We start from the raw sequence: 24,441 nt of genomic DNA, 5'->3' as shown, positions 1-24,441 counted from the left end.
TAAGCAGGAACCTTTAATGAACAATAAAAAGATAAAACACTTACTGTTAAGTTGCAGTTTAATCCTATTATCGCTATTAACCGGTTGTGATAACACTGATTATAAAGCCCGAATACAAAAAGAAAATGACCGAAATAATCCGAATGGAAACAGAGCTATTTGTCTGTATGTGAATAATCTGAAAAGTGATATGTATCCTTATACCATACAATATTTGGAAGGCGAGATAAACCCCGAAGATCCGTATGATAAAATTAAGCAGAATAAAAGACTTAATTTAAAATTATCCCTGTATGCCAAAGAAGGGCTATTTACTGAGGAGTTAGTAGGTTATGACGGCGATAAACCTTTGTATCGTTATAACTTGACTGATGAAGGGCGCAAATATCTGGATAAAAGATGGGCTGGCACAAATTTCTGTTTTGGACGTGTAGTGGTGGAGAAAATATTGGAAGTGGATAATCAATGGAAAGATAAACCAATGGTGATATTTAGTTACCATATGGATAACGTGCCTAACTGGATAAAAAATCCAGAGATTTATCGATTATATCCGGGCTATGGTAGTATGGAAGCAGCAGTGACAGGCAATGAGCTAGCAGAAGGAATTCACTATTATTCTAAAAAGAGTGATGGAACTTTACGCTTGCGTGTAGGCGTAAGTGGTAAGTATGTTTTATAACTTTCTTATCATTATTGGGTTATTTGTTTAAAACATGAATTATACGACACGCTTTTTACTCAAAATTGAAACAGACAACCAAGTGATGTCGAATGTAAAGGCGAATGTCATGGGGCCACGCAAAAAGGCCATTGAAGATTACTTTAATAAACAGATAACCTATGCCAAGAATAAACCCTTACTATACTTCAAACCCGAAACCAGTTACGCGCGTAATCAATATACCAGTATTGAAAGTTATAAAGATATTTTAAAAAGTGAGAATCAGATTCAGGACGGCTCAGAATGTGTATTATTTGCCTTTTTTGATCCTGATGCGAGATACAGCCAACAGTTAAAAAAATATGCAGAGCAGCAAGCAAAAGAGTATTTAACAAAACAGCCTTATTCCGGTAATGCATCTCAAGACGAGATGGATGATATTCTTGTCACCTACGTAGTGGGTGATAAAGAGTTTGCCAAAGAACAAAATTTTACCATTGCTGTCCCTGCTTATACCGGTTTAAACGAAGTGGCTAAATTTTTCTATTTTAGGTTTGTCAGTCAAGTCAGTTTAAGCAGTGTCAATTCGGACAATACGCCACCACTGGGTGATTATGTCCCTATTTATTTAACTAAAAACCAAAAAGCACAAATTCTGACAATTTTTAAAAACAGTCAGGAAGCGCAAGATGTTTTAATGGATAATCTTGATGTCATTGCCGTAAAATTCCCGAATGCCAAAGAAAGCGTAGCTGAATGGAAAAAGAATCAAGCTTGGAAAGACAAACATGGTCAACGTGTTAATGATGATACCCTACAAAAATATCAACAACTTGATAAGCAGCTTTATAACAACTTAACTAACTATGTAAAAAATGTATCGAAGGACTATTTTACCTATTTAATATGGTTATTTGGCGATCATAACCCCGTGCAATTTTGGTTAAAAGAATGTACACCCGACACGTCAGACCGGCATATTAATGCCTTAAACAGCTTATTGGTTATTTTAGACAGTGATTTTACCGGTAATCTATACCTTGATGAGCAAGCTTGGCTATGGTCATTATTAATCAACAATAAACAAAGTATTTATCGTCATTTTCTTGAAGGTCATCCATATTCACTGTTCAATGTGGCTTCGGGTAATGTGGCTGAAGCCGACCTGCAATTAACTGAAGATGTCAAAGCGATAATGGCAAATCAAGAGGCAGGGCAAGAACAAGACACAACCGACGTTGATAATCCGCTGTCCGGTGTTAATACCTTAACGGATTATATCGATCCGATCAGTAATCTAAAACTACCTAACAATGTCAAAGTGGGGGCGTATTTAACCGAAGAGCTGGTCAAACTCTCCATGACCAATGTAGCGAAAACGCTTTCACATAATGGAACTTATAATTTAAGCAGGCCGGTGACCAATCAGCACCTTATCAGAGCGATGAACATGTTTACCACCGCAAGTCACGGGAGCTATCGCGTAAAAGTACCGGTAACCAATTTACAGGATTTTTTAGACAAACTGGGCAGTTCAGCCAAGGTGGTCTACCCAAATCAGCACGGTGGTAATCTGGTTACCACCGCAGGCGACCGTATTCGTGGGCGTTATTCGGCAACCCGTGACCGGTTTACCCTAAGAGGACGCGACATAACCAGAGCGACAGGGCAATTTGTCGAGTTTGATATACTGCTCACCTTCGAAAATGACATTGAACGACTTGACTTTGAAAGCAAAAAGACCACCAGCCGTGGCACTGCCAACGTTGATGCATTCGAAGACGTAAAAGCGATTGAATATGAAGAACTACAAGCCGCGAAATTTGGGGCAGAACAAAATTGGCGAAAAGAAGTGTTAGACACTTCAGCAACAGGTGTCGTTAATGTTCTCACGCTAACCTATCAATTTATTCAAATTAGCGAGTTAAACAAAAAACTTAAAACATTAACGGATTCAGCCTTGCTTGATAAAGTATCAAAAGCGATATTCAGAACACACCTTGATATTGCCTTATCGGTATCAGAAGCCATTATCACGGGGACAAAACTGGTCGCCTTATTTGGTGAACGTGGTGACAACCTGTCAAAAATTCTCAAGAAACTGAACAAAGCCGGTGCAGTCATTGGGGGCGTGGCTAAGGTGCTTGCCTTAGTGGATAGTATCGGCGAGCTGGGCAAAGCATTTAAAGCACTGGCACGGGGGGATACCGGTTCAGTGGTTTACGTGGTGACGTCGATCATTGGTTTTGCGGCAGCCGGAATTGGGTTAATGTTAGGGCTGTCAGGACCATGGGGTATTGCCTTAATGCTGGCACCGCATATCATCAATTTTCTGTTTGGCACCTACGATGACGCCAGTGAATGGGACGAAATGGAAAAATGGATCAACCGCTCAATATTTGGCAAGTTTAGCCGTGTTGACTTGTTTCCGCCATACCCAATCAGTGATACAGGTAACTACTTGTCCGAACAAGATTTTTATTTAGCGTCACGCAAAGGATTTTGTCGTACAGCGCATTACGAAGTTAAGTTGAAAGACCTTGTTACCGAGGCAATGAACAAAAATGCAAATAGACTTCACACAAAAAAATCATTCACGATTGATTGGGGAACGGACGATCAGACAGAAATCGGTGAACAGATAAAAGGCGCAAAATCAGGCACCAAGTACAATCTACATTTGGTGATGCAATTACCGGATTTTGTCAGAGACAAAGCTAAATTTAAAGGTAAAGTAGTGATCCGCCATGCTGAAGGCGAAATGGAGACCATATTAGCTGTGAGTGATAGTGAAAAAGCATTAAAGATTGAAACCGTTCAGGTCAATGGCAAATACTTTGAAATATCCAACAATGAAATGATTAGAGATAAAAAACAAGAAATCTATCAATATTTTAATGAGATTTCTGAAAATGAGGATGATGAAGAAAACGCGCAAAACCAAGAAAGTAAAAATGAAAACAACACAGCTAATCAATTATGGTATCAAATGCAAGATATATGCAATAATCAATCACCGGCGCAAAAAGTAGTATCCGACACTAACAGTCAACTTGAGTCACTATTACATAATTCACAAAAAGCAAAGAAAATTAACGTTGGCTTATTTTCTATTAATCAATTATTAGGTCGAGTAGTGGATAATTTTGAAGTGATTTGTACTTTTGAATATTTGCCGGAAGGCGACACAGACAGATATGGCAATAAAGCGTTTCCTTATCTACTTTCTTATCAATATAAAGTGGTCAGCTGGTTAGGTGAGTTGGTCGATAATGTCGGTAACGCTGTAAAGATAAACTAATTAAATAAGCAGGTACCTTTAATGAACAATAAAAAGATAAAACACTTACTGTTAAGTTGCAGTTTAATCCTATTATCGCTATTAACCGGTTGTGATAATACCGACTATAAAACCCGAATTCAAAAAGAAAATGACCGAAATAATCCAAGTGGAAACAGAGCTATTTGTCTGTATGTAAATAATCTAGAAAGTGATATGTATCCCTATACCATAAAATATATACCTGGTTATCATAAAGACATGTACTATAGGGATCCTATTTATGTCAATCATAAATTAAATCATCGATTAGCACTATATGCGAAAGAAGGATTATTTACCGAGGAATTAGTGGGCTATGACGGCGATAAACCACTGTATCGTTATGATTTAACCGATGAAGGACGCAAATATCTGGATAACAGATGGGCGGGTACTAATTTCTGTTTTGGACGTGTAGTGGTGGAAAAAATATTAAAAGTGGATAATCAATGGAAAGATAAACCAATGGTGATATTTAGTTACCATATGGATAACGTGCCTAACTGGATAAAAAATCCAGAGATTTATCGCTTATATCCGGGATATGGCAGTATGGAAGCAGCAGTGACAGGAAATGAGCTAGCAGAAGGAATTCACTATTATTCTAAAAAGAGTGATGGAACTTTACGCTTGCGTGTAGGCGTAAGTGGTTCATATGTATTATAAATTTATCATTAGGTTACTTGTTTGAAACATGAATTATACAGCACGCTTTTTACTCAAAATTGAAACAAACAGCCAAGGTAATCAAGCGTTCCCTTATCTACTTTCCTATCAATATAAGGTGGTCAGCTGGTTAGAGGAGTTGGTCGATAATGTCGGTAGCACCGTAAGAATAAACGAATAAAAAAACAGGTAATGATAATGAACAATAAAAAGATAAAACACTCACTCTTAAGTTGCAGTTTAATCCTCTTATCGCTACTGACGGGTTGTGATAACACCGATTATAAAACCCGAATTCAAGAAGAAAATGACAACATTAATCCCAATGGTAATAGAGCTGTTTGCTTAAGAGTTGGCAAGCTATTTAGTAATATGTATCCATATACCATTCACTATCTTGAAGGCGAGATAAATCCCAAAGATCAGTGGGATAAAATAGCTGCAAATAATAGACTTAATTTAAAATTATCCTTGTATGCCAAAGAAGGCTTATTTACCGAAGAATTAGTCGGTTATGATGGTGATAAACCGCTGTATCGTTATGATTTAACCGATGAAGGGCGTAAATATATAGATAAAAAATGGCGAGGCGGTACTAATTTCTGTTTTGGTCGAGTGGTAGTGGACAAAATATTGAACGTTGATCATCAATGGAAAGATAAGCCAATGGTGATATTTAGTTACCATATGGACAATGTGCCTAACTGGATAAAAAATCCGGAGATTTATCGCTTATATAAAGGTTTTGGCAGTATGGAGGCAGCAGTGACAGGCAATAAACCAGCAAAGGGCATTCATTACTACAGCATAAAAAGTGATGGTACATTAAAATTATCTGTTGGAGCAAGTGGCGGACTTGTTTTATAAATTTATTTTAATCATTAATTTGCTTGTTTAAAATGAATAATTTAGCGTATTATCAATTAAGTTATCACACTAACAACCAAGGCAATAAAGCGTTCCCTTATCTGCTTTCTTATCAATATAAGGTGGTTAGCTGGTTTGAAAACTTAGTTGGTCGATAGCGTGGTCAAGTCATAAAATAAACGAATAAAAAAACAGGTAATGTTAATGAACAATCAAAAGATAAAACACTCACTGTTAAGTTGCAGTTTAATCCTCTTATCGCTACTGACGGGTTGTGATAACACCGATTATAAAACCCGAATTCAAGAAGAAAATGACAACATTAATCCCAATGGTAATAGAGCTTTCTGTCTAGAAGTGGGTGAAATTTATAAAGATATGTATCCCTATACGATTAAATATATGGCAGGTTATCATAAAGATATGGATTATCAAGATCCCATTTATATCAATCATAAATTAAATTACCGATTAGCGTTGTATGCCAAAGAAGGATTATTTACTGAAGAGTTAGTGGGTTATGACGGTGATCAACCGCTGTATCGTTATGATTTAACCGATGAAGGACGTAAATATATAGATAAAAAATGGTGGGGTGGCACCAATTTCTGTTTTGGTCGCGTAGTAGTGGATAAAATAGTGAAAGTGGATCATCAATGGAAAGATAAGCCAATGGTGATATTTAGTTACCATATGGAAAATGTGCCAAATTGGATAAAAAATAAAGAAATTTATAGCTTGTATAAAAATATTGAGGATGATGTAACAGGAAACAAGCCGGTAAATGGCATTCATTACTACAGCATAAAAAGTGACGGTACCTTAAAATTAAGAGTAGGTGTAAGTGGTTCATATCTTTTATAACTAAATAAAAAAACAGGCAATGATAATGAACAATAAAAAGATAAAACACTCACTGTTAAGTTGCAGTTTAATCCTCTTATCGCTACTGACGGGTTGTGATAACACTGATTATAAAACCCGAATTCAGGAAGAAAATGACAACATTAATCCCAATGGTAATAGAGCTGTTTGCTTAAGAGCAGGCAAACTATTCAATAATATGTATCCCTACACGATTCAATATCTGGAAGGAGAGATAGATCCAGAAGATCCATGGGATAAAATTGCTGCAAATAATGATCTTAATTTAAAACTATCCTTGTATGCCAAAGAAGGGTTATTTTCCGAAGCATTAGTCGGTTATGATGGTGATAAACCACTGTATCGTTATGATTTGACCGATGAAGGACGTAAATATATTGATAAAAGATGGTGGGGTGGTACCAATTTCTGTTTTGGTCGAGTGGTGGTGGAAAAAATAGTGAAAGTGGATAATCAATGGAAAGATAAACCAATGGTGATATTTAGTTACCATATGGATAATGTGCCTAACTGGATAAAAAATCCAGAGATTTATCGCTTATATAAAGGTTTTGGCAGCATGGAAACGGTAGTCACAGGCAATAAACCCGCAAAGGGCATTCATTACTACAGCATAAAAAGTGATGGTACCTTAAAATTATCTCGTGGTGTAAGTGGTGGACTTGTTTTGTAAATTTATTTTAATCATTAAGTTACTTGTTTAAAAATAAAAAATTTACGCATTATCAATTAAGTTATGACACCGAAAACCAAGGTAATAAAGCGTTCCCTTATCTGCTTTCTTATCAATATAAGGTGGTTAGCTGGTTTGAAAACTTAGTTGGTCGATAGCGTGGTCAGGTCATAAAATAAACGAATAAAAAAACAGGTAATGTTAATGAACAATCAAAAAATAAAACACTCGCTGTTAAGTTGCAGTTTAATTCTATTATCACTACTAACCGGTTGTGATAACACCGATTATAAAACTCGAATTCAGGAAGAAAATGACAACATTAATCCCAATGGTAATAGAGCTGTTTGCTTGGATGTGGGTGAAATTTATAAAGATATGTATCCTTATACAATAAAATATATGGCAGGTTATCATAAAGATCTGAATTATAAAGATCCTATTTATGTTAATCATAAATTAAATTACCGATTAGCGCTGTATGCCAAAGAAGGGCTATTTACCGAAGAGTTAGTGGGTTATGAGGGTGATCAACCGCTATATCGTTATGATTTGACCGATGAAGGACGTAAATATATTGATCAAAAATGGTGGGGTGGCACCAATTTTTGTTTTGGTCGAGTGGTGGTTGACAAAATATTGAGCGTTGACCGTCAATGGAAAGATAAACCAAAGGTTGTATTTAATTACCATATGGACAATGTGCCTAACTGGATAAAAAATCCAGAGATTTATCGTTTATATAAAGGTTTTGGCAGTATGGAAGCGGCAGTGACAGGAAATAAACCTGCAAGGGGGGCTCATTACTATAGCATTAAAAGTGATGGTACCTTAAGGTTATCTGTAGCGGAAAGCGGTAAATATGTTTTATAAATTTATCATTAAATTGCTTGTTTAAAAATAAATAATTTAACGCATTATCAATTAAGTTATGACACTAACAACCAAGGCAATAAAGCGTTCCCTTATCTGCTTTCTTATCAATATAAGGTGGTCAGTTGGTTAGATGAGCTGGTCGATAATGTTGGTAGCGCCGTAAACATAAACTAATTAAATAAGCAGGAACCTTTAATGAACAATAAAAAGATAAAACACTTACTGTTAAGTTGCAGTTTAATCCTATTATCGCTATTAACCGGTTGTGATAACACTGATTATAAAGCCCGAATACAAAAAGAAAATGATCGAAATAATCCCAATGGTAATAAAGCAATTTGCTTAAGAGTTGGCAAACTATTTAATGATATGTATCCCTATACAATAAAATATATGGCTGGTTATGATAAAGATATGGATTACCAAGATCCCATTTATATCAATCATAAACTAAATCAACGATTGGCGCTGTTTGCCAAAGAAGGATTATTTACCGAGGAACTGGTTGGATATGACGGTGATAAACCGTTATATCGTTATGATTTGACCGATGAGGGGCGCAAATATCTCGATAGAAAATGGCTAAGGGGTACCAATTTTTGTTTTGGACGAATAGTAGTGGAAAAAATATTGAAAGTGGATAATCAATGGAAAGATAAACCAATGGTTAGATTTAGTTACCATATGGATAACGTGCCTAACTGGATAAAAAACCCAGAGATTTATCGCTTATACCCAGGATATGGCAGTATGGAAGCAGCAGTGACAGGCAATGAGCTAGCAGAAGGAATTCACTATTATTCTAAAAAGAGTGATGGCACTTTAAAATTAAGTGTAGGTGAAAGTGGTTCCTATTTTTTATAGCTAAATAAAAAAACAGATAATGATAATGAACAATAAAAAGATAAAACACTTACTGTTAAGTTGCAGTTTAATCCTATTATCGCTATTAACCGGTTGTGATAACACTGACTATAAAACCCGAATACAAAAAGAAAATGACCGAAATAATCCCAGTGGTAATAGAGCTATCTGCTTAAGAGTTGGCAAGCTATTTAATGATATGTATCCCTATACCATTCACTATCTTGAAGGTGAGATAAACCCCAAAGATACCTTTAAAAAAATTTCTGCAACATAAAGCTATCCTTGCACTAGCCAAAGTATAGCTACTTACTTAAGAATAGATTATCCCTTCAATAAATCTTACCTTTAAAAAGTAATAAGTGTGAAATTTTATGTAATTGTAAATGAATATGAGCTTGATTTACAAAGCTTCAAGGGCTGAAACTTACGTAAATCTGTCATTTGATTTGTGATATATCTTTATAATTTAATTTGAATTTTTTTGTAAAAAAAACTTGCAAAGTGACTAAAAAACACGTAACTTTTACGAACATATTTTGATTACCAATACAATGCATCTTAGATAAAACTTAATAAAACTAAATAAGATTTAATTTTTAGAAGATGATGTAAGGATTTTGTGAATTAATTCATCTTGTTGCGATTAAAAATTATGTGAATAGAAGCATGTAATTTGACATTAGAATATATTAATGCGTCATTGCGATTAATTTTTTGATAAAATTTGAACAAAAACAATCAGTAAAAGATAACTATTTGATAATGATCTTATTCTAAATAATTTAATATCAAAAATTTTAGGTTTTATTCATTGTTTTTACCAAATGAATTGCGTGAATGACTAATAGACAAAATATAAATAGTATAAATAAATGAGTGGATATAATGGAAACAAATAACAATTCCAATACGGATTTTAACGATAACGACATTCAATCGAACACCGATGCCCCTGTTGCCACAACCGAACTAGTACACGAAGCGAAAGAAAACATGGCGCTAAGTAGCGGAAAATGTGGCGCCTGTCAACGAACGGGATTTCCGCTATTTTTAGTTCGAAAAAGTGTAGTGCCTAAATTTTTTAAAAATAGCGAAGCCAATATTTGGGAAACTGGTATGTTGCCACTAAAAAATCACGAGCCGACTACCTCCTTTAAGCACTTTAGCTATGTTTATCGAACTTTACGTGAAGGTTATGTCTATATCTTGCTTCAAAAAAATAAATCGGCTAAAGGGTGGAAAGGTACTAATTTAAATTTATTAAAAGTCAAAGTGTTTGAAGTGACAAAATCTGGCGCTTTTCGATTAAGAGAGTTTCGTGACGTTAAAGGCACTAGACCAAAAGAATTACCAGAAAACTGTGTCTTAGATGGACATCAATTTAAAGCCAAATTTATCACGCTGGACAATAAAATCTATGACAAAGCGTGGATAGCCTACAGTCCTTACCGTTGGGATAAAGAAGTAGTGGATCACTACCGTAAAAACAAAAAAGACCGAGATAATCGTTTTACGGTAGTTGATTTAACGCAAACCGTGCCATCATTGTTAACGGATAAGGGTGAACGTAGCTTTTCATTTAGTGATTTTACGCGCGTGCCTATCAAATCAACCCCGTTTGTTGAAGGCGAAGAACAAGTAAAAGTGACAAAACGCTATCTATTGGAAATGGAATGCAATAAACATGAAGTACTTGACTATTTTAATAATAAACAGCTGGATGACAGACGTCAAAAATCAATAGAAGAGCAAATTGAAGCACAAAAAAATGCATCTAAAAACGGCAATTCACAAGCACAAACCCAATCCCCTTCGATTGGTATAAAAGATACCAAATTAAATAAAGAAATAGCCAAAGGCAGTTTTTATGCACAAAATTACGATTTAAAAAATCAGCTTGAAAACACCGAATCAAGCATAATAGAAAACTACCGTAAGATATTTTGCTCAGCCAGTCAGTTTAATACCTTAAAAAAAGACGTTGGTGGACTCAATAATGATTTCGTCAAAACAATAGACGGCTATAAAGGCGAAGCTTACGATAACTCGAATTACAAAACGAGCGAAATCGGCGTTATCATAGTTGAAGACAGCTTAGGGATAGCTGAAGAACTTGCCGTTCAGCGCAGACAGCTATTAGCACCTGTCATCGATGGTTTGGCAGGGAACAGTCAAGAACAAATTATTGCTATTCAAAAAAGATTGCAATCAAATTTAGGCAAAACGGTTAACCAGATAATTCTGGAAGAAAAAGACGAAATTGATGATGAAATAGACCCAAGCATTATTCAATCTTTTTATTCAGAAAATTTGATTGATTTGGAATATAACAAACGGTATAAAAATGTTCATCGACTTCCTGATTACTTACGATTAAAGTTCCCTCCGGCTGATTGGTTAGAAACAACAATCAATACATTTGATGCTCATTTTACATCATATTTGTTTAGTTCAAGAAAAAAAGCGATTGAAGAGTACTTTGATAAACAGAAAAGTGATGCCTATAAAAAACCATTACTTTATTTTAAACCCGAAACCAGTTATGCACGTAATCAATATAACAGCATCGAAAGTTATAAACAGATTTTGAATGATCAAATGGAATCTCCGACAGAATGTGTGTTATTTGGATTTCATAGGAAAGTACCGCCGCAAGGTACGTTGCCAGATCTGATCGACGTCAGAGAAAGAAATCAAGCAAACTCTCAAGCTAAAACTAAACTATCGCCGGGTAATCAACCGGGGATGGGCAAAGATCACGAAAAAGCACTCGATCCATTGATTATTGTTGATGTGGTAGGTGAACAAGAATTCTGTATGGAAAATCAACTCAACTATCATGGTCCGACATATCAAAATGCATTGTCAATGGTTGGACGCTACTACTATTTTCGATTAGTCAAAGAAAAAGGATTTGGTCGTACTGGCGTAACTAATCCACCATTAGGTGATTATGAAGTCATTGAACTGACAGATGAACAAAAACAACAAATCTTCGCTATTTATAAACAAAAGCCTGACGCATTAAACCTTAATATGATTAAGCATGATGTCGTTGCGGTAAAATTTCCTAACGCGAAAGAAAACGTTGCCAAATGGAATAAAGATAAACAATGGAAGAAGAAAGCAGACAAACATATCAATGCAGATTCCTTAAATAAATATGAGCAATTAAACAAACAGCTTCATAAAAATTTAACCGATTATGTAAAAAACGTATCACAAGACTATTTTACTTATTTAATATGGTTATTTGGCGAAAATAACCCAACACAGTTTTGGTTAAAAGAGTGCGACCCTGACACGTCAGACCGGCATATTAATGCATTAACCAGTTTATTAATGATTTTAGATACTGATTTTAACGGCAGTTTTTACTTAGAACAGCAATCCGAATTATGGACAAAGTTGATCAACTACGAAAACAGTATTTATCATCATTTTATTGAAGGCAATAAATATTCGCTGTTTAATGTTGCGTCAGGTAATGTGGACGAAGCTGACAGGCAATTAACAGAAGATGTAAAAGAAATACTCGCAAACCAAAATAGCGGTGCCGACAACAGATCAACTAAAATTAATAATCCACTTTCAAAAGTAAACAGTGCCGTTAAATACGCCCAAGCCATTAGCAATTTAAAAATCAAAGAAAACGTAACAATTGCTGCCTATGTTAAAGAAGAGTTGATCAAATTATCGATGAGCAACATTGCAAAAACGCTTGCTAATAAAGACATCTATAATCTTGAAAAAGAAATCACTAATAAACATTTGGTTAAAGCGTTGAATATGTATTCAACGGGTGTGCATCAACAATATAAATTGAAAGTATCCGTGAGGGATATACCGAATTTTATCGATAATCTGGGTGAATCAGCACCAATTGTTTTTTCTAAAGAAAATAACCTTATCACCACAGGTGGAAAAACGATCCGATCGGACTATTCAGCGACAAGCAAAAAATTCACATTAAATGCATTTGATTTAACTCAAGCAAAACGAGATTATGTCGAATTTGATATGATCATCACCTTTGATAGCGAACAAAAACGATGTGCGTTTAATGATCGCATATCAAATTTACGAGGAAAAGCAAAAGTTAAACAATTTTATGATATTACCTTAGTTGAAGAGTCCGAACTCTTTATCGCAGAATACCAAAAAGAAAAGAAAATACGACAACAAGTGTATGATACGTCGCTATCAGGGGCAATAAATGTATTAAGCCTGGCATTTCAATATCTGCAAATCACGTCTTTAGAGAAACGACTTGAAGAGCTAGGCGATTCGGCATTGATAGACAAACTTTCTAAATCATTGCATAGAGCGCATTTTGACCTTGTCTTAACGTTATCCGACACCATATTGAGTGGCATTAAGTTGGCCGCGTTGTTTACAGCACGTAACGATAATCTGGCGAAGATACTCAGTGCGTTAGGTCAAGCCAGCAAAGCAATAGGGGGCATTGCCAAAGTCGTTAATCTAATAGATAGTTTTGGTGATTTATGTCGTGCTTTTAACGCCATAAAACGTGGCGATACCAATGCACTAAGCTATCTACTGACATCAACGATTGGTTTTGTTGCTGCAGGAATTGGATTATTTTTTGCGATTTCTGGACCGTGGTGCATTGTTTTACTATTAGCGCCTATGATTATCAATTTTCTGTTTGGCAGTTATGATGACGGCACGGAATGGGACGAAATGGAAAAATGGCTTAATCGCTCAATTTTCGGTAATTTTAACCGAAACGATCTTTATCCGCCGTACCCAATCAGTGATACGGGTAACTACCTGTCAGAACAAGATTTTTATCTAGCATCACGTAAAGGCTTTTGCCGTACGGCGCATTACGTGGTCAAATTGCAGGACCTTGATAAAGAAGCAAAGAATAAAAAATCAAATAATGCGAATCGAAAAAAATTGCCAATCGTCAATTGGGGGACAGATGATCAGAGAGAAATCATTGAACAGATCAACGCATCCAAAGATCGCAAAAAACACAATTTACATTTAGTGATGCAATTACCGGATTTTGACAGAGAAAAGTCTACTTTTGACGGTAAAGTCATTATACGGCATCGTAAAGCAGAATTGATTACTGTATTAAATGTCAGTCATGGTGAAGAAGAACTTGTAATTAAAGAAGAAAAAGCTAATCCTGATTATTTTCAGTTGGTTAATGACAGCATGACAAGGAATAAGAATCAAGAACATTATCGTTTTTTTAAAGTTAATGCAAACGATAAGTTAAAATATTGGCTTGAGATGCAACAAAAAGTTGAACCGACGCCGGCTAAAAAAACGGATAATAAGAATTTTGTGGAAAAAGAAAACACTAAATTGGAAGATATACTGAATAATTCCCAAAATAAAGAGCCGACAATTGGATTATTTATGATTAATCAGATGTTGGGTAGAGTTATCGGCGAATTTGAAGCTATTTGCAGTATTCAGTACTTTCCAAAAGGCAAAACCGACAGTTATGGCAAACCACAATACCCGTATCTGCTTACCTATCAATTTGAAGCTGTCACTTGGTTTGAATCCTACTGGAAAGAAGTGAGTGAAGCCGGAAAAACAGAATAATCCAAAAAGGAACAAATTATGAAAACGCTATTTTTGAAAAAATCCTTATTAGGTAGTGGACTTACACTCCTAATGTTACTAACGGGTTGCGATATGAACGATTATAAAACCCGTATACAAAACGAAAACGATTATAATAATAAAACGGGTAATAAAGCAGTATGCTTATGGGTTGGAAAAATATTTCCAGATATGTACCCTTATACCATTCACTATTTAGAAGGGGAAATCGATCCAAATGATCCTCATGATAAAATAAGACGGAATAATAAACTCAACTTAAAACTATCCCTGTATGCCAAAGAGGGATTATTTACCGAAGAGCTGGTGGGCTATGATGGTGATAAACCCTTATATCGCTATAATTTAACTGATGAAGGGTTAAAATATGTTGATTGGTGGGGTGGGACCAATTTCTGTTTTGGACGTGTTGTAGTTGAAAAAATACTGGACGTTGATAATCAAATGAAAGGAAAACGGATGGTATCGTTTAGTTACCATATGGAAAACGTTCCGAACTGGATAAAAAATCCAGAGATTTATCGTCTATATAAAGGATATGGCAGCATGGAAGCAGCTGTAACTGGAAAAGAACCGGCGGAAGGTGTCCACTACTATAATGTAGGCAGTGACAATAGTTTACGATTAACGGCAGGTGAAAGTGGTGGATATATTTTATAATTAATAAATTATTCACAACGATAAGTTATGTACTAATCTAAACAGACATAAAGTATGAAAACACAGTATTTAAAAAAATCCTTGTTAAGCAGTGGACTGACACTCTTAATGTTACTAACGGGTTGCGATATGAACGATTATAAAACCCGTATACAAAACGAAAATGATTATAATAATAAAACGGGTAATAAAGCAGTATGTTTACGGGTGGGACAAATATTTCCAGATATGTACCCTTATACCATTCACTATTTAGAAGGGGAAATTGATCCCGATGATCCTCATGACAAAATTTATGCCAATAATGAACTTAATCTAAAACTATCCTTGTATGCCAAAGAGGGATTATTTACCGAAGAGCTGGTTGGCTATGACGGTGATAAACCCCTGTATCGCTATAATTTAACTGATGAAGCGTTAAAATATCTTGATAGAGATTGGTGGGGTGGAACCAATTTCTGTTTTGGTCGTGTTGTAGTTGAAAAAATACTGGACGTTGATAATCAAATGAAAGGAAAACGGATGGTATCGTTTAGTTACCATATGGAAAACGTCCCGAATTGGATAAAAAATCCAGAGATTTATCGTCTATATAAAGGATATGGCAGCATGGAAGCCGCAGTAACCGGAAATGAGCAGGCAGAAGGTGTCCACTACTATAATGTAAGTAGTGACAATAGTTTACGATTGACGGCAGGTGAAAGTGGTAGTTTATATTTATGATGTCATTGTAATTAGTGGTAACGTAATATGAAGACACAATATTTAAAAAAATCCTTATTAGGTAGTGGACTTACACTCTTAATGTTACTAACGGGTTGCGATATGAACGATTATAAAACCCGTATACAAAGCGAAAATGATTATAAAAATAAATCAGGCAACAGGGCTGTATGCTTACGGGTCGGAAAAATATTTCCAGATATGTACCCTTATACTATTCACTATTTAGAAGGAGAAATTGATCCCGACGATCCTCATGACAAAATTTATGCCAATAATGAACTCAATCTAAAGCTATCCTTGTATGCTAAAGAGGGGTTATTTACCGAAGAGCTGATAGGTTATGACGGCGATAAACCTTTATATCGCTATAATTTGACCGATGAAGGGCTAAAATATGTTGATAAAAAATGGTGGGGTGGAACCAATTTCTGTTTTGGACGTGTTGTAGTTGAAAAAATACTTGACGTTGATAATCAAATGCAAGGAAAACGGATGGTATCGTTTAGCTACCATATGGAAAACGTCCCGAACTGGATAAAAAATCCAGAGATTTATCGTTTATACAAAGGATATGGCAGCATGGAAGCCGCAGTTACCGGAAAAGAACTGGCAGAAGGAATCCACTACTATAATGTAAGTAGTGACAATAGTTTACGATTGACGGCAGGTGAAAGTGGTAGACTTGTTTTATAAATAAAAAATTATTTATAACGATAAGTTATATTGCAACCTTAATAGACATTTTATATGAAAACACTATTTTTGAAAAAATCCTTATTAGGCAGTGGATTTACACTCTTGATGTTACTAGCGGGTTGCGATATGAACGATTATAAAGCCTGCGCACAAACTGAAAACGATTACAATTAATCAAACGGGCAATAAAGCAATATGTTTGGCAGTAGGATATCTAAAAATAGGAATAAATGCTGACATAATTCACTATTTTAAAGGTGAAATCGCTTCGACTAGCAATGACCAATAATGGACTTAATTTAGCGCTATCCTGATTAGCAATCTATCATCTTTTCCAATCTCATCAAAAAGGGATGAAAATGAATGTCAAAATAACACCTATTATTAAGCACTGCAATCAGTCAGCGCAAAATCAATCATCGTTAAATACCATTTGCCTTCAATCCAAGATAAGTAAAAAATAAAAGTTTTACCCCAAAATATTTTATCTTTTTCAGGTTTTAAGTCAGAAACCAAAATCACTTTGCGGGTAATGGGTTCTAATGTTTGGACTTTGGATAATTGATTGAACCTTGCATTATCTTTTTGGTTATAAGCATTAATAACTTCATTGACCGTTTGTTGAAATAAAAATTCTTTTATCTGTGCATCAGAAACGGATATATTAAAAAAACAGTTAGCAATAAAACCAGTATTGTTTCATCTTCATTTTCCTATTCTTTTAATGGATTAATTCAAAATTGCCATTTTTATTGATTTTAAATTTTAATAAATGTGACTCTATTTTAGGTATTGTGGTGTGTTTGATAATATTTCCGTTATCATCAATTGAAACCTTATTTTTAGAATATTCTTGAATGAATATATTTCCATTTTCATCAATGGCAAAATCATTCCAATAGGTGACTTCGAATGTGAATCTATGGTCTATTAATAAAGCATCAATCCTATTTCCTGCATGATCATAACTGTTTATTTGAAAAAATAAGCAGGGATATTCTGACTCTACCCATCCTTCGTATATAATCCCTGTCACTCTTTGTAAACCAATTGAAACGTCTAACACTGGGTAATAATATTTTGATGTTGAATAATAATCCTGAAAATTTTTAGGCTTAATATTTTTTTCTGATTGGGTAAATTCTTTTTTTTCCAAAAATTGAGCATTTATTTTATAAGTCCCCGTATTTTCGTCATAAGAATAATAACTTTTTAAACCATCAGATGTAAAAGGCAAAGTATGTTGAATGGTGGTATTTTTCGTACTGCCATTTGAACTACCGATGACAATTAGCATAAAAAACAGAAAAAGAAGGATATGTTTCTTCATTTTTAATCTTTTTTATAAACTTCAGTCATTTTATTATCCATAAAGTTAGGTGATTGAAAATAATATCTTTTATCCTTAATAAACAGGTTAAAGATAAAATTGCCTTGGGTTTGTTCTTTTGCTAATCCTTGATAGGCGCAAAGACTGACGTCGTTTTTTAGGTATAACGGTAAATCGTAATCAAGCGTATTAAGTTTAATCTTAGTATCATGAATAGTAAGTGTTAAATATGTCGAACTATAATGACCATTAAAATCTTTTAAGGTCGTTGGTTGATATTGCAAAATAGTATTAATTGCTGATTGATAATGTTGTTTGTATCGTTCTTCTAACTCAGGATGTTGTTCGACTAATGCTTCGGTGACAAAGTCCCCTAGAAAGTATCGGGAATGTTTAGGATCTCGGTAAGAATATAGTTGTGATTGTTCAGTGTGCTTATCGGTAAGTAAAAACCATGATTGCGAACCTAACAGGATATCATAAAGTTTATTATTTTTGGTTAATTCAGCTTTAATATAGATACCATCAGGGGTAAAACCATAATAATGTTCAAAATTAACATCATCGGGTAAATATTCTTCGTGCTTATTTTGCGTAATCTCTAAAATATCGTTTGCACTTAAATGCCAATCTAAACACATTTGGTAATAAATGAGATTTCGAAATTTTAAATCATGACATGACTTAGTCATATTGGTTATCTCATCTTGTGCTTGGCACGAGAAGGTTATTAATAGGCTTGTTATTAGTATTAAAATTTTATTCATTATTTCCAATCTACATTGTTATTTTTTATCATGCTTTTATATTAAGATTAATCTATTGATTGGATTAATATCCAAGCATTGAATTATTATTTAGGTATAGTTGAAAGTTCTTTTAACTCAACTTCGTACAAATCATCAAAGTTGTATATTTTTTTCGAGATGATTTTATTTTTTTCATATTGCGTAATAATTTTGTAGTCTTTTCCAAACTCGTCGGGGTGGTAATACGTCGTTTCGATCAATTCGCCTTTTTGATTATATTTGCTCCATAATCCAACTTGAATTCCTGTTCCATTATAAATTCCTTGGCAACCTGATAATTTTAATGTTCCATTTGGAAAGTATTCTTTTATCGGTTTTTGACATAAGGCTTTATCAGTGGATAAAGTTTGACTAAAATCGCGTTTATTTTCGTCAGCCAAACTTGAATTACATGAACATGAAATGAATACTATTGCGACTAGTAAATATAAATTTTTTTTAGCATTACTCATCTTTTAAATTTTCCATGTTTTTTAGCTGTTTATCTTCTTTCGAACTTAAACTTTATTTGCCATTAAATTCGACTTGTTCATGACTTATCCATTGATTACCTTTCCACTCTCCGTCACACTTTTGCACCCCAGACCAGACAACTTTTGATTTTTTGATATCGATAATGACACATTGATAGTTTTCGTGTAGCCATCGCTCATTGTCTGATATTTCAACATAACCTTTGATAATCGCATCCATTTTAACATAATGTTTATTTTCAGATATTTTAATATTTATTGAGTCAATACCGGTATATTGGTCATCATCATCATATCCTTTGATTTTAGATGTAATCCCATTTTTAATTAATCTTGGATCTGAATAAAGATTGAATTCTTCATTATAAGTTAAGAAGATTAATTCTATTTGATCGGTAATTTTTAGTTTATTCGCAATAGGGACTGGTTTTATAGTTGTACCCACACAGGAAAGGCTAAAAATAAGTAATGTTATATATAATAAATATTTCATCAATCTTTCCGTTGCGTTTATCACATCTTATGGCAAGAGTATACTTTATTTCAGGTAATATTGAATTGTTTATTTTTCATTTAATGTGGATTTTTAATCAATCAATTACTCTGAATAATAACAATTTTTGTGAATACATTTTTTTATTATCCCGCATTTTACGCACTGCAATCCATAGTATAAAAATCTAGAATTGTTAAATACCATTTATTATCTAATTGAGTTAGATAAAATATGAACATATTTTTTTCATCCCTTGGTAATATACCTGGAAAGTTTTCTATCTAAACAACTTTCACTGTTTTAGGGGCTATTTTATCGGCAATGGCTTGATACTCCTGCCAAACTAGTCTTTTTTCAAATTGATAGTGTTTTAATTCCCAATGATAATAATCAAGCGCTATTTTTAAAGCGTCAATATTACTTTCTTTTGGATTGGCATACAGACCAAGTTTAGTGACTTTTTCACTACATGGATCAAAGGTAGGATATTGTTCATATTGTATTTTAGGATTGCCAGATATTGAAAACGCTAGCAATTCATCTTCTACCCAAGACGGTATTGTATTTTCAATGATTTTATTATTCGATTTAAATTGTTCAATGCTTCTTATTGTGGGGCTGGTACTCGCATTATATACAATGAAAAGACCTATATCCTTATGAATATATTGGTTAATTCCTTTAAAATCCTTTTCATTAAACAAGTTAATAAGTTGATAAACCATAGTATTAAAATTTTGCTGTGGGATTGTTTGAGTAACTGCTGGTTGATTTTATATTTTTTGACTACATGCTATGTTAGCCAAAGACAAAAGGATTAGTAATATTATTTTTAATTTAAAATTGTTTCCTTTTACCATTAAATTAACCTGTTAATATTATTTAAAATTAATTCTTTTTTATTTTTAGTTTTTTTGCTAGTCCAGCTTGAAAGTATAATATTATCAGGGTTAAAACCATAGCAATAAATACAACAGCATGATCAAATAAAAATCTTAGTGCTTGTTTTGATGATGTGTTTCTCTTTTAATTCATTATATGGATTATCTTTCCTTTTGTTTTTTCCAACTAAATTTTTCACCCGATTGTTTTTTTTGTAAACACTCTTCAGTAGAATATTGTCGTGGGCAGGCAAAGCAGTCTTTGGTATTTTCATTGGTAAAATGTAAATCATCAGGGATTTTTATGATGTCATTTATTGGTTTTATTTTTTGACTTAAGCAGATCAAGCTTGCATTTGCAGAATCATAATCATCCTTTGCTATTTCAAATGTAAAAAGGATACGATCCCAACCAGTTTGTTTGAAGATTTCTAATTTGTTATTTCTTTCTCGAATAAATAATTGATAAGCGCTTACGCCTATGGTGTTTTGTATTTCGACAATGACATAATCCAATTTATTTATCAAAGAGATTTCAAAAACTCTTTCATAGCTATTCTGGGAATTTAAAAAAACATCGGATTGCAAAATTATTTTATGAGAAAAAATATCAAAAGTATCCAAAATATAAGTATTTTCGGAATCATCATTTTCTATAATGGGTGACGTTGTTTTAGCCGTTTCATGTATATTCTTTTTTTCATTAAAGAAACTAACTTCCACATTTTCTTGATTTAATTGTTTATTACTACAACTACATAGCAATACTATAATAAAAAAGTAACTTATTTTATTTTTCATTACGTTATCTATCTTATCGATTAGAACTTTGTTGATGATATTTTATACATTCTTTGATCCATTTGTTCTATTTTTTAAAACGGCTATTTTATATCAGCTTGTTTACCAGCGTTTATACTAATAAAGGTGATAACTAAAATAACCAGTTATTTCATACACTATCGTTACTTCAATTCATCGATTTCTTTATCCACAAATTTGCGTTCGACAAGCTCACCGTCTTTATAGGTTTCTGTGTACAAATGTTTGCCTTTTTTGCGTATATAGATATTAGAGATTTCTCGAAAGTTAGAAATAGATAAATGATTATTATATGCGGTTTGTATTTTATCTCTATTTTGTTATTTAGTTAAATTAATACAATCCGCATAATCACTCATTTTTATTCAGGAACAAAATTATTGATATTATAAAAGACGATATGATAGCCATTACCTATGTTTAACGTTATTTTTTTATAGGTAAATTCAACAAACAGGCTTTGTAATGAGTGAAAATCACGCTCTTTTTTAGATAAGAATTGTGTTGCATATTCAATATACTCAGGGCAACAATCCTTATATTTTTCTGGGTTATCGATTATTTCATTCTGATAGAACTGTTTTTGAACCAAATAAGACTCTTTTCGGATCTCATCAAAATATTTTTCTTGGCAAATGGCTTCTAGCTGTGATGTGGTTTTAATCGCAGTTAATAAAATAAATTTCCCTTTATTGTTATGCAACTGTATATCTTCTTTAAAAGAAAATGGTAAAAATTCAACAGTTCGTATACCATCAATTAAGTCTTGAGAAACCCCATATTCTATTTCACCAGTTAATAGAAAATCTTGATCCTTATTATCTATAAATTCAATTTGCAGATCATCTATACCCAGATACAGCTTTTTAATGATAAAAAGCGTCTTCCCTTTTTGTACCAGTGAAAAATCTTCTTGGTTTAATCCTTTTAATGTTAATTTTTTATTGCCTAACTGAATTAAAACAGGATCATGGTCTAACGCAATGACTTTGCTATAGTTTATGTTTGTTTTTTCCTCTTTATCCGCATAACCACAAGAAGTCAAAAAGCTAATGAGTAAAAGTATAGCTATCGTTTTCATTATTTTCCTAATTGAATAGTAGTATGTATAAAATCTATATTAAATCCTCAATGTTCATGATCATAATGATTTTGAACACCTGAGCTTACACCAGCAAACTCTGCCAAACTTGTCGCATAGTTAGATCTGAATCCATATTCAAAAGTAATTTGGTAAATAGTCGCATTTTTATTTCAATCAAAATTTTCTATTTTTCAATTATTTATTATTTCGGTATGGTTAAAAGCTCTTTTAACTCAGTCTCATATAAATCATCAAAATTGTAAATTTTCTTTGAAACAACTTTTCCATTCTTATATTGAGTTACGATTTTATAGTCTTTGCCGAATTCATCGGGATGATAATAGGTGGTTTCGATTAAATCGCCTTTTTCATCGTATGTTTTCCATAATCCTACAGGTATTGTGGTAGCATTATACATATCCATAAACCCTTCACCTAGCTTAACGCCATTTTCAAAGTACATAGTAGTGAGTTTGGGTAATTCTAAAGAGTCAGTAACTATTGTTTCTATAAGATTTATTTGTCCATTAGGATAATAAATAACATATAATACATCTCCTTTTTTAACTTCATCTCTTACATAGCGGATGAATTTTAGTTTTCCATTTGGGTAAAATCCTTGAGAAGAAATGCCGTCTGGTTTATATGATGACATATAATACACAGATTCTAATTGACCGCCTTTAGTATAGTAAGTTTTTATATAATCCGCTGCTTTATTGCCATTGATATAATATTCATATCGTAGAAAACCCTCCGGAGTATTGGATTCTTTAATTCGTACTGAATGTGACGGGGTAACTTCGGAAATCTTTTTTTCTTCAATGCGTTGAACACATGCCAAAATGCCAACAAAAAAAATAGACACTATTAGTAATTTTTTCATTTTATTCTTAAAAATTTTTATTAATGTTGATTTCCAACCCTTGAGCAAGTTGCTATGTTACTAAGTCCATATTGCCGTAAATACTTTTTGCATCTTTAGGGTGTGTAATATAATCAAGCTTGATTAAAACTTTATATTTCGTTTGATTTTTTCCCCAAAGAACTCCTACATTATTTCTAGCATCAGGGTGTTTCTTTCCTATATTGACAACAGTATAACAACTAAAAATATTAAGTTGTTATGTTTATTTTTTTATTTATTGTTAACTTACCACCGTTAATATTTATGAGGGTGATAAGCATAATAATCGTTTGTTTACTACACAATCTTTAATTCAATTCATCGATTTCTTTATCCACAAATTTGCGTTCGACAAGCTCACCGTCTTTATAGGTTTCTGTGTACAAAAGTTTGCCTTTTTTAGCAGAAGATAGATCAGCAGATCCATCTGGCTTCTCTTGGTAATCTAATTTATAAAATTTCCAAATTCCAATCGGTAACCCTTTATGGTAATTTGCTTCAAGATAAGTATAACGGAGAGGATAAATATAATAACCGTTCGGTTTCTTCAACACCATAAAAACGGTAGGATCATCCTGACAAATAAGAATTTTGGTAAAAATTTAATTACTAGTAATATTATGATTACAATCTTTAATAATTTCATAGTGTCATCCATTTATAATCTTCTTGGATAGATTGAATTTTGCCTTCAACTGTCACCGGACTGTATCTTTATAGCGGAATAGGGTAACAAACCTTTCTTTGTTTAATCACTATTCTTTATATTGAAAAATTTTTGTACAACAATTTAGAAACATCTTGAGTCATTACAGGATAATTTGAATTTAATCATGTTTATGTTCCTTTAATATCTGAATTAAGTTCAATATATCTACGATTATTGGGTGTAAAATTCAAAATTTTATTTTCCATTAGACTTTTTACTTGTGGAATGGATTTTGCTACGGCAGTATTCGATGAAGGGTACTAATTATTTGTATACAGGTTATCAAGTAATGTGGTCGTGTAGAATGATTAAATAATTAAGATCATAAACGTTATTTGTCACCAATTATTGTAATAAATCGTTTACAAGTTAATGATGAATTGGTACGATGCGTGCAATTTAAAATTAATTTGTTATT

At 33.3% G+C, this 24,441-nt stretch carries 26 protein-coding genes; 17 read left to right on the top strand and 9 right to left on the bottom strand.

The window, feature by feature from the left end:
* Positions 1 to 16 precede the first annotated feature (16 nt).
* The 17 genes from ACGH6R_RS00760 to ACGH6R_RS00680 all read left to right on the top strand — a co-directional run bounded on the left by ACGH6R_RS00760 (position 17) and on the right by ACGH6R_RS00680 (position 16,686).
* Positions 17 to 682, top strand: coding sequence for a hypothetical protein (locus ACGH6R_RS00760; RefSeq protein ID WP_411598625.1), 666 nt, complete (start codon positions 17 to 19; stop codon positions 680 to 682).
* 34 nt (positions 683 to 716) lie between these two features.
* The gene (locus tag ACGH6R_RS00755; protein ID WP_411598624.1) at positions 717 to 3,965 is read left to right on the top strand and encodes a hypothetical protein; all 3,249 of its coding nucleotides are present in this window, start codon (positions 717 to 719) and stop codon (positions 3,963 to 3,965) included.
* Positions 3,966 to 3,986: 21 nt separating this feature from the next.
* Positions 3,987 to 4,652 carry a hypothetical protein gene (locus ACGH6R_RS00750; RefSeq protein ID WP_411598623.1) on the top strand — a complete coding sequence of 222 codons (666 nt, stop codon included), beginning with the start codon at positions 3,987 to 3,989 and terminating at the stop codon, positions 4,650 to 4,652.
* Positions 4,653 to 4,680: 28 nt separating this feature from the next.
* Positions 4,681 to 4,833, top strand: a complete 153-nt coding sequence (locus ACGH6R_RS00745; protein ID WP_411598622.1) for a hypothetical protein — start codon at positions 4,681 to 4,683, stop codon at positions 4,831 to 4,833.
* Positions 4,834 to 4,850: 17 nt separating this feature from the next.
* Positions 4,851 to 5,519 (top strand): hypothetical protein, encoded by a 669-nt coding sequence (locus tag ACGH6R_RS00740; protein ID WP_411598621.1) that lies wholly within the window; start codon positions 4,851 to 4,853, stop codon positions 5,517 to 5,519.
* 32 nt (positions 5,520 to 5,551) lie between these two features.
* On the top strand, positions 5,552 to 5,677 hold the full coding sequence (locus ACGH6R_RS00735; RefSeq protein ID WP_411598620.1) for a hypothetical protein: 126 nt from the start codon (positions 5,552 to 5,554) through the stop codon (positions 5,675 to 5,677).
* 46 nt (positions 5,678 to 5,723) lie between these two features.
* Positions 5,724 to 6,383, top strand: a complete 660-nt coding sequence (locus tag ACGH6R_RS00730) for a hypothetical protein (protein ID WP_411598619.1) — start codon at positions 5,724 to 5,726, stop codon at positions 6,381 to 6,383.
* A gap of 25 nt (positions 6,384 to 6,408) precedes the next feature.
* On the top strand, positions 6,409 to 7,077 hold the full coding sequence (locus ACGH6R_RS00725; protein ID WP_411598618.1) for a hypothetical protein: 669 nt from the start codon (positions 6,409 to 6,411) through the stop codon (positions 7,075 to 7,077).
* Between the two features lie 23 nt (positions 7,078 to 7,100).
* On the top strand, positions 7,101 to 7,235 hold the full coding sequence (locus ACGH6R_RS00720) for a hypothetical protein (protein WP_411598617.1): 135 nt from the start codon (positions 7,101 to 7,103) through the stop codon (positions 7,233 to 7,235).
* Between the two features lie 46 nt (positions 7,236 to 7,281).
* The gene (locus ACGH6R_RS00715) at positions 7,282 to 7,950 is read left to right on the top strand and encodes a hypothetical protein (RefSeq protein ID WP_411598616.1); all 669 of its coding nucleotides are present in this window, start codon (positions 7,282 to 7,284) and stop codon (positions 7,948 to 7,950) included.
* A 198-nt stretch (positions 7,951 to 8,148) separates the two neighbouring features.
* Complete coding sequence (locus ACGH6R_RS00710) at positions 8,149 to 8,817, top strand: hypothetical protein (protein ID WP_411598615.1); 669 nt, start codon at positions 8,149 to 8,151, stop codon at positions 8,815 to 8,817.
* Between the two features lie 25 nt (positions 8,818 to 8,842).
* Positions 8,843 to 9,094, top strand: a complete 252-nt coding sequence (locus tag ACGH6R_RS00705; protein WP_411598614.1) for a hypothetical protein — start codon at positions 8,843 to 8,845, stop codon at positions 9,092 to 9,094.
* A 611-nt stretch (positions 9,095 to 9,705) separates the two neighbouring features.
* Positions 9,706 to 14,409 carry a toxin VasX gene (locus ACGH6R_RS00700; RefSeq protein WP_411598613.1) on the top strand — a complete coding sequence of 1,568 codons (4,704 nt, stop codon included), beginning with the start codon at positions 9,706 to 9,708 and terminating at the stop codon, positions 14,407 to 14,409.
* 18 nt (positions 14,410 to 14,427) lie between these two features.
* Positions 14,428 to 15,090 carry a hypothetical protein gene (locus ACGH6R_RS00695; RefSeq protein ID WP_411598612.1) on the top strand — a complete coding sequence of 221 codons (663 nt, stop codon included), beginning with the start codon at positions 14,428 to 14,430 and terminating at the stop codon, positions 15,088 to 15,090.
* Between the two features lie 54 nt (positions 15,091 to 15,144).
* Entirely contained in the window at positions 15,145 to 15,813 is a 669-nt protein-coding gene (locus ACGH6R_RS00690; protein WP_411598611.1) for a hypothetical protein, read from the top strand.
* A gap of 27 nt (positions 15,814 to 15,840) precedes the next feature.
* A complete protein-coding gene (locus ACGH6R_RS00685) occupies positions 15,841 to 16,509 on the top strand; it encodes a hypothetical protein (protein ID WP_411598610.1) in 669 nt (222 codons plus the stop codon).
* Between the two features lie 54 nt (positions 16,510 to 16,563).
* A complete protein-coding gene (locus ACGH6R_RS00680; RefSeq protein ID WP_411598609.1) occupies positions 16,564 to 16,686 on the top strand; it encodes a hypothetical protein in 123 nt (40 codons plus the stop codon).
* A gap of 547 nt (positions 16,687 to 17,233) precedes the next feature.
* On the opposite strand, the gene ACGH6R_RS00675 is transcribed toward ACGH6R_RS00680, so the two are convergent.
* The 9 genes from ACGH6R_RS00675 to ACGH6R_RS00635 form a co-directional block, all read right to left on the bottom strand.
* A complete protein-coding gene (locus ACGH6R_RS00675; RefSeq protein WP_411598608.1) occupies positions 17,234 to 17,842 on the bottom strand; it encodes a hypothetical protein in 609 nt (202 codons plus the stop codon).
* A 2-nt stretch (positions 17,843 to 17,844) separates the two neighbouring features.
* On the bottom strand, positions 17,845 to 18,609 hold the full coding sequence (locus ACGH6R_RS00670) for a hypothetical protein (RefSeq protein WP_411598607.1): 765 nt from the start codon (positions 18,607 to 18,609) through the stop codon (positions 17,845 to 17,847).
* Between the two features lie 86 nt (positions 18,610 to 18,695).
* A complete protein-coding gene (locus tag ACGH6R_RS00665) occupies positions 18,696 to 19,103 on the bottom strand; it encodes a hypothetical protein (protein ID WP_411598606.1) in 408 nt (135 codons plus the stop codon).
* A 52-nt stretch (positions 19,104 to 19,155) separates the two neighbouring features.
* Positions 19,156 to 19,617 carry a hypothetical protein gene (locus ACGH6R_RS00660; protein ID WP_411598605.1) on the bottom strand — a complete coding sequence of 154 codons (462 nt, stop codon included), beginning with the start codon at positions 19,615 to 19,617 and terminating at the stop codon, positions 19,156 to 19,158.
* A 284-nt stretch (positions 19,618 to 19,901) separates the two neighbouring features.
* Entirely contained in the window at positions 19,902 to 20,345 is a 444-nt protein-coding gene (locus ACGH6R_RS00655; protein ID WP_411598604.1) for a hypothetical protein, read from the bottom strand.
* A gap of 318 nt (positions 20,346 to 20,663) precedes the next feature.
* Positions 20,664 to 21,302: a hypothetical protein gene (locus ACGH6R_RS00650; protein WP_411598603.1), complete on the bottom strand. Its 639-nt coding sequence runs from the start codon at positions 21,300 to 21,302 to the stop codon at positions 20,664 to 20,666.
* A 382-nt stretch (positions 21,303 to 21,684) separates the two neighbouring features.
* Positions 21,685 to 22,404 carry a hypothetical protein gene (locus ACGH6R_RS00645; RefSeq protein WP_411598602.1) on the bottom strand — a complete coding sequence of 240 codons (720 nt, stop codon included), beginning with the start codon at positions 22,402 to 22,404 and terminating at the stop codon, positions 21,685 to 21,687.
* Between the two features lie 205 nt (positions 22,405 to 22,609).
* Positions 22,610 to 23,293: a toxin-antitoxin system YwqK family antitoxin gene (locus tag ACGH6R_RS00640; RefSeq protein ID WP_411598601.1), complete on the bottom strand. Its 684-nt coding sequence runs from the start codon at positions 23,291 to 23,293 to the stop codon at positions 22,610 to 22,612.
* A gap of 329 nt (positions 23,294 to 23,622) precedes the next feature.
* Positions 23,623 to 23,865, bottom strand: coding sequence for a hypothetical protein (locus ACGH6R_RS00635; RefSeq protein WP_411598600.1), 243 nt, complete (start codon positions 23,863 to 23,865; stop codon positions 23,623 to 23,625).
* Positions 23,866 to 24,441: the final 576 nt, after the last annotated feature.

Source organism: Gilliamella sp. CG13 (assembly GCF_046635805.1).
Taxonomy (GTDB): Bacteria; Pseudomonadota; Gammaproteobacteria; order Enterobacterales; family Orbaceae; genus Gilliamella; species Gilliamella apicola_I.
This window is presented reverse-complemented; position numbering and strand designations above follow the sequence as displayed.

What these genes read in the sequence shown, in the direction of transcription:
- ACGH6R_RS00760 (WP_411598625.1), top strand. Translation starts at nt 17, where the DNA reads ATGAACAATAAAAAGATAAAACACTTACTGTTAAGTTGCAGTTTAATC.
- ACGH6R_RS00640 (WP_411598601.1), bottom strand. Translation starts at nt 23,293, where the DNA reads ATGAAAAAATTACTAATAGTGTCTATTTTTTTTGTTGGCATTTTGGCA.
- ACGH6R_RS00690 (WP_411598611.1), top strand. Translation starts at nt 15,145, where the DNA reads ATGAAAACACAGTATTTAAAAAAATCCTTGTTAAGCAGTGGACTGACA.
- ACGH6R_RS00650 (WP_411598603.1), bottom strand. Translation starts at nt 21,302, where the DNA reads ATGAAAAATAAAATAAGTTACTTTTTTATTATAGTATTGCTATGTAGT.
- ACGH6R_RS00705 (WP_411598614.1), top strand. Translation starts at nt 8,843, where the DNA reads ATGAACAATAAAAAGATAAAACACTTACTGTTAAGTTGCAGTTTAATC.
- ACGH6R_RS00660 (WP_411598605.1), bottom strand. Translation starts at nt 19,617, where the DNA reads ATGAAATATTTATTATATATAACATTACTTATTTTTAGCCTTTCCTGT.
- ACGH6R_RS00750 (WP_411598623.1), top strand. Translation starts at nt 3,987, where the DNA reads ATGAACAATAAAAAGATAAAACACTTACTGTTAAGTTGCAGTTTAATC.
- ACGH6R_RS00755 (WP_411598624.1), top strand. Translation starts at nt 717, where the DNA reads ATGAATTATACGACACGCTTTTTACTCAAAATTGAAACAGACAACCAA.
- ACGH6R_RS00710 (WP_411598615.1), top strand. Translation starts at nt 8,149, where the DNA reads ATGAACAATAAAAAGATAAAACACTTACTGTTAAGTTGCAGTTTAATC.
- ACGH6R_RS00695 (WP_411598612.1), top strand. Translation starts at nt 14,428, where the DNA reads ATGAAAACGCTATTTTTGAAAAAATCCTTATTAGGTAGTGGACTTACA.
- ACGH6R_RS00715 (WP_411598616.1), top strand. Translation starts at nt 7,282, where the DNA reads ATGAACAATCAAAAAATAAAACACTCGCTGTTAAGTTGCAGTTTAATT.
- ACGH6R_RS00740 (WP_411598621.1), top strand. Translation starts at nt 4,851, where the DNA reads ATGAACAATAAAAAGATAAAACACTCACTCTTAAGTTGCAGTTTAATC.
- ACGH6R_RS00735 (WP_411598620.1), top strand. Translation starts at nt 5,552, where the DNA reads ATGAATAATTTAGCGTATTATCAATTAAGTTATCACACTAACAACCAA.
- ACGH6R_RS00700 (WP_411598613.1), top strand. Translation starts at nt 9,706, where the DNA reads ATGGAAACAAATAACAATTCCAATACGGATTTTAACGATAACGACATT.
- ACGH6R_RS00670 (WP_411598607.1), bottom strand. Translation starts at nt 18,609, where the DNA reads ATGAATAAAATTTTAATACTAATAACAAGCCTATTAATAACCTTCTCG.
- ACGH6R_RS00725 (WP_411598618.1), top strand. Translation starts at nt 6,409, where the DNA reads ATGAACAATAAAAAGATAAAACACTCACTGTTAAGTTGCAGTTTAATC.
- ACGH6R_RS00730 (WP_411598619.1), top strand. Translation starts at nt 5,724, where the DNA reads ATGAACAATCAAAAGATAAAACACTCACTGTTAAGTTGCAGTTTAATC.
- ACGH6R_RS00665 (WP_411598606.1), bottom strand. Translation starts at nt 19,103, where the DNA reads ATGAGTAATGCTAAAAAAAATTTATATTTACTAGTCGCAATAGTATTC.
- ACGH6R_RS00685 (WP_411598610.1), top strand. Translation starts at nt 15,841, where the DNA reads ATGAAGACACAATATTTAAAAAAATCCTTATTAGGTAGTGGACTTACA.
- ACGH6R_RS00675 (WP_411598608.1), bottom strand. Translation starts at nt 17,842, where the DNA reads ATGAAGAAACATATCCTTCTTTTTCTGTTTTTTATGCTAATTGTCATC.
- ACGH6R_RS00655 (WP_411598604.1), bottom strand. Translation starts at nt 20,345, where the DNA reads ATGGTTTATCAACTTATTAACTTGTTTAATGAAAAGGATTTTAAAGGA.
- ACGH6R_RS00645 (WP_411598602.1), bottom strand. Translation starts at nt 22,404, where the DNA reads ATGAAAACGATAGCTATACTTTTACTCATTAGCTTTTTGACTTCTTGT.
- ACGH6R_RS00680 (WP_411598609.1), top strand. Translation starts at nt 16,564, where the DNA reads ATGAAAACACTATTTTTGAAAAAATCCTTATTAGGCAGTGGATTTACA.
- ACGH6R_RS00745 (WP_411598622.1), top strand. Translation starts at nt 4,681, where the DNA reads ATGAATTATACAGCACGCTTTTTACTCAAAATTGAAACAAACAGCCAA.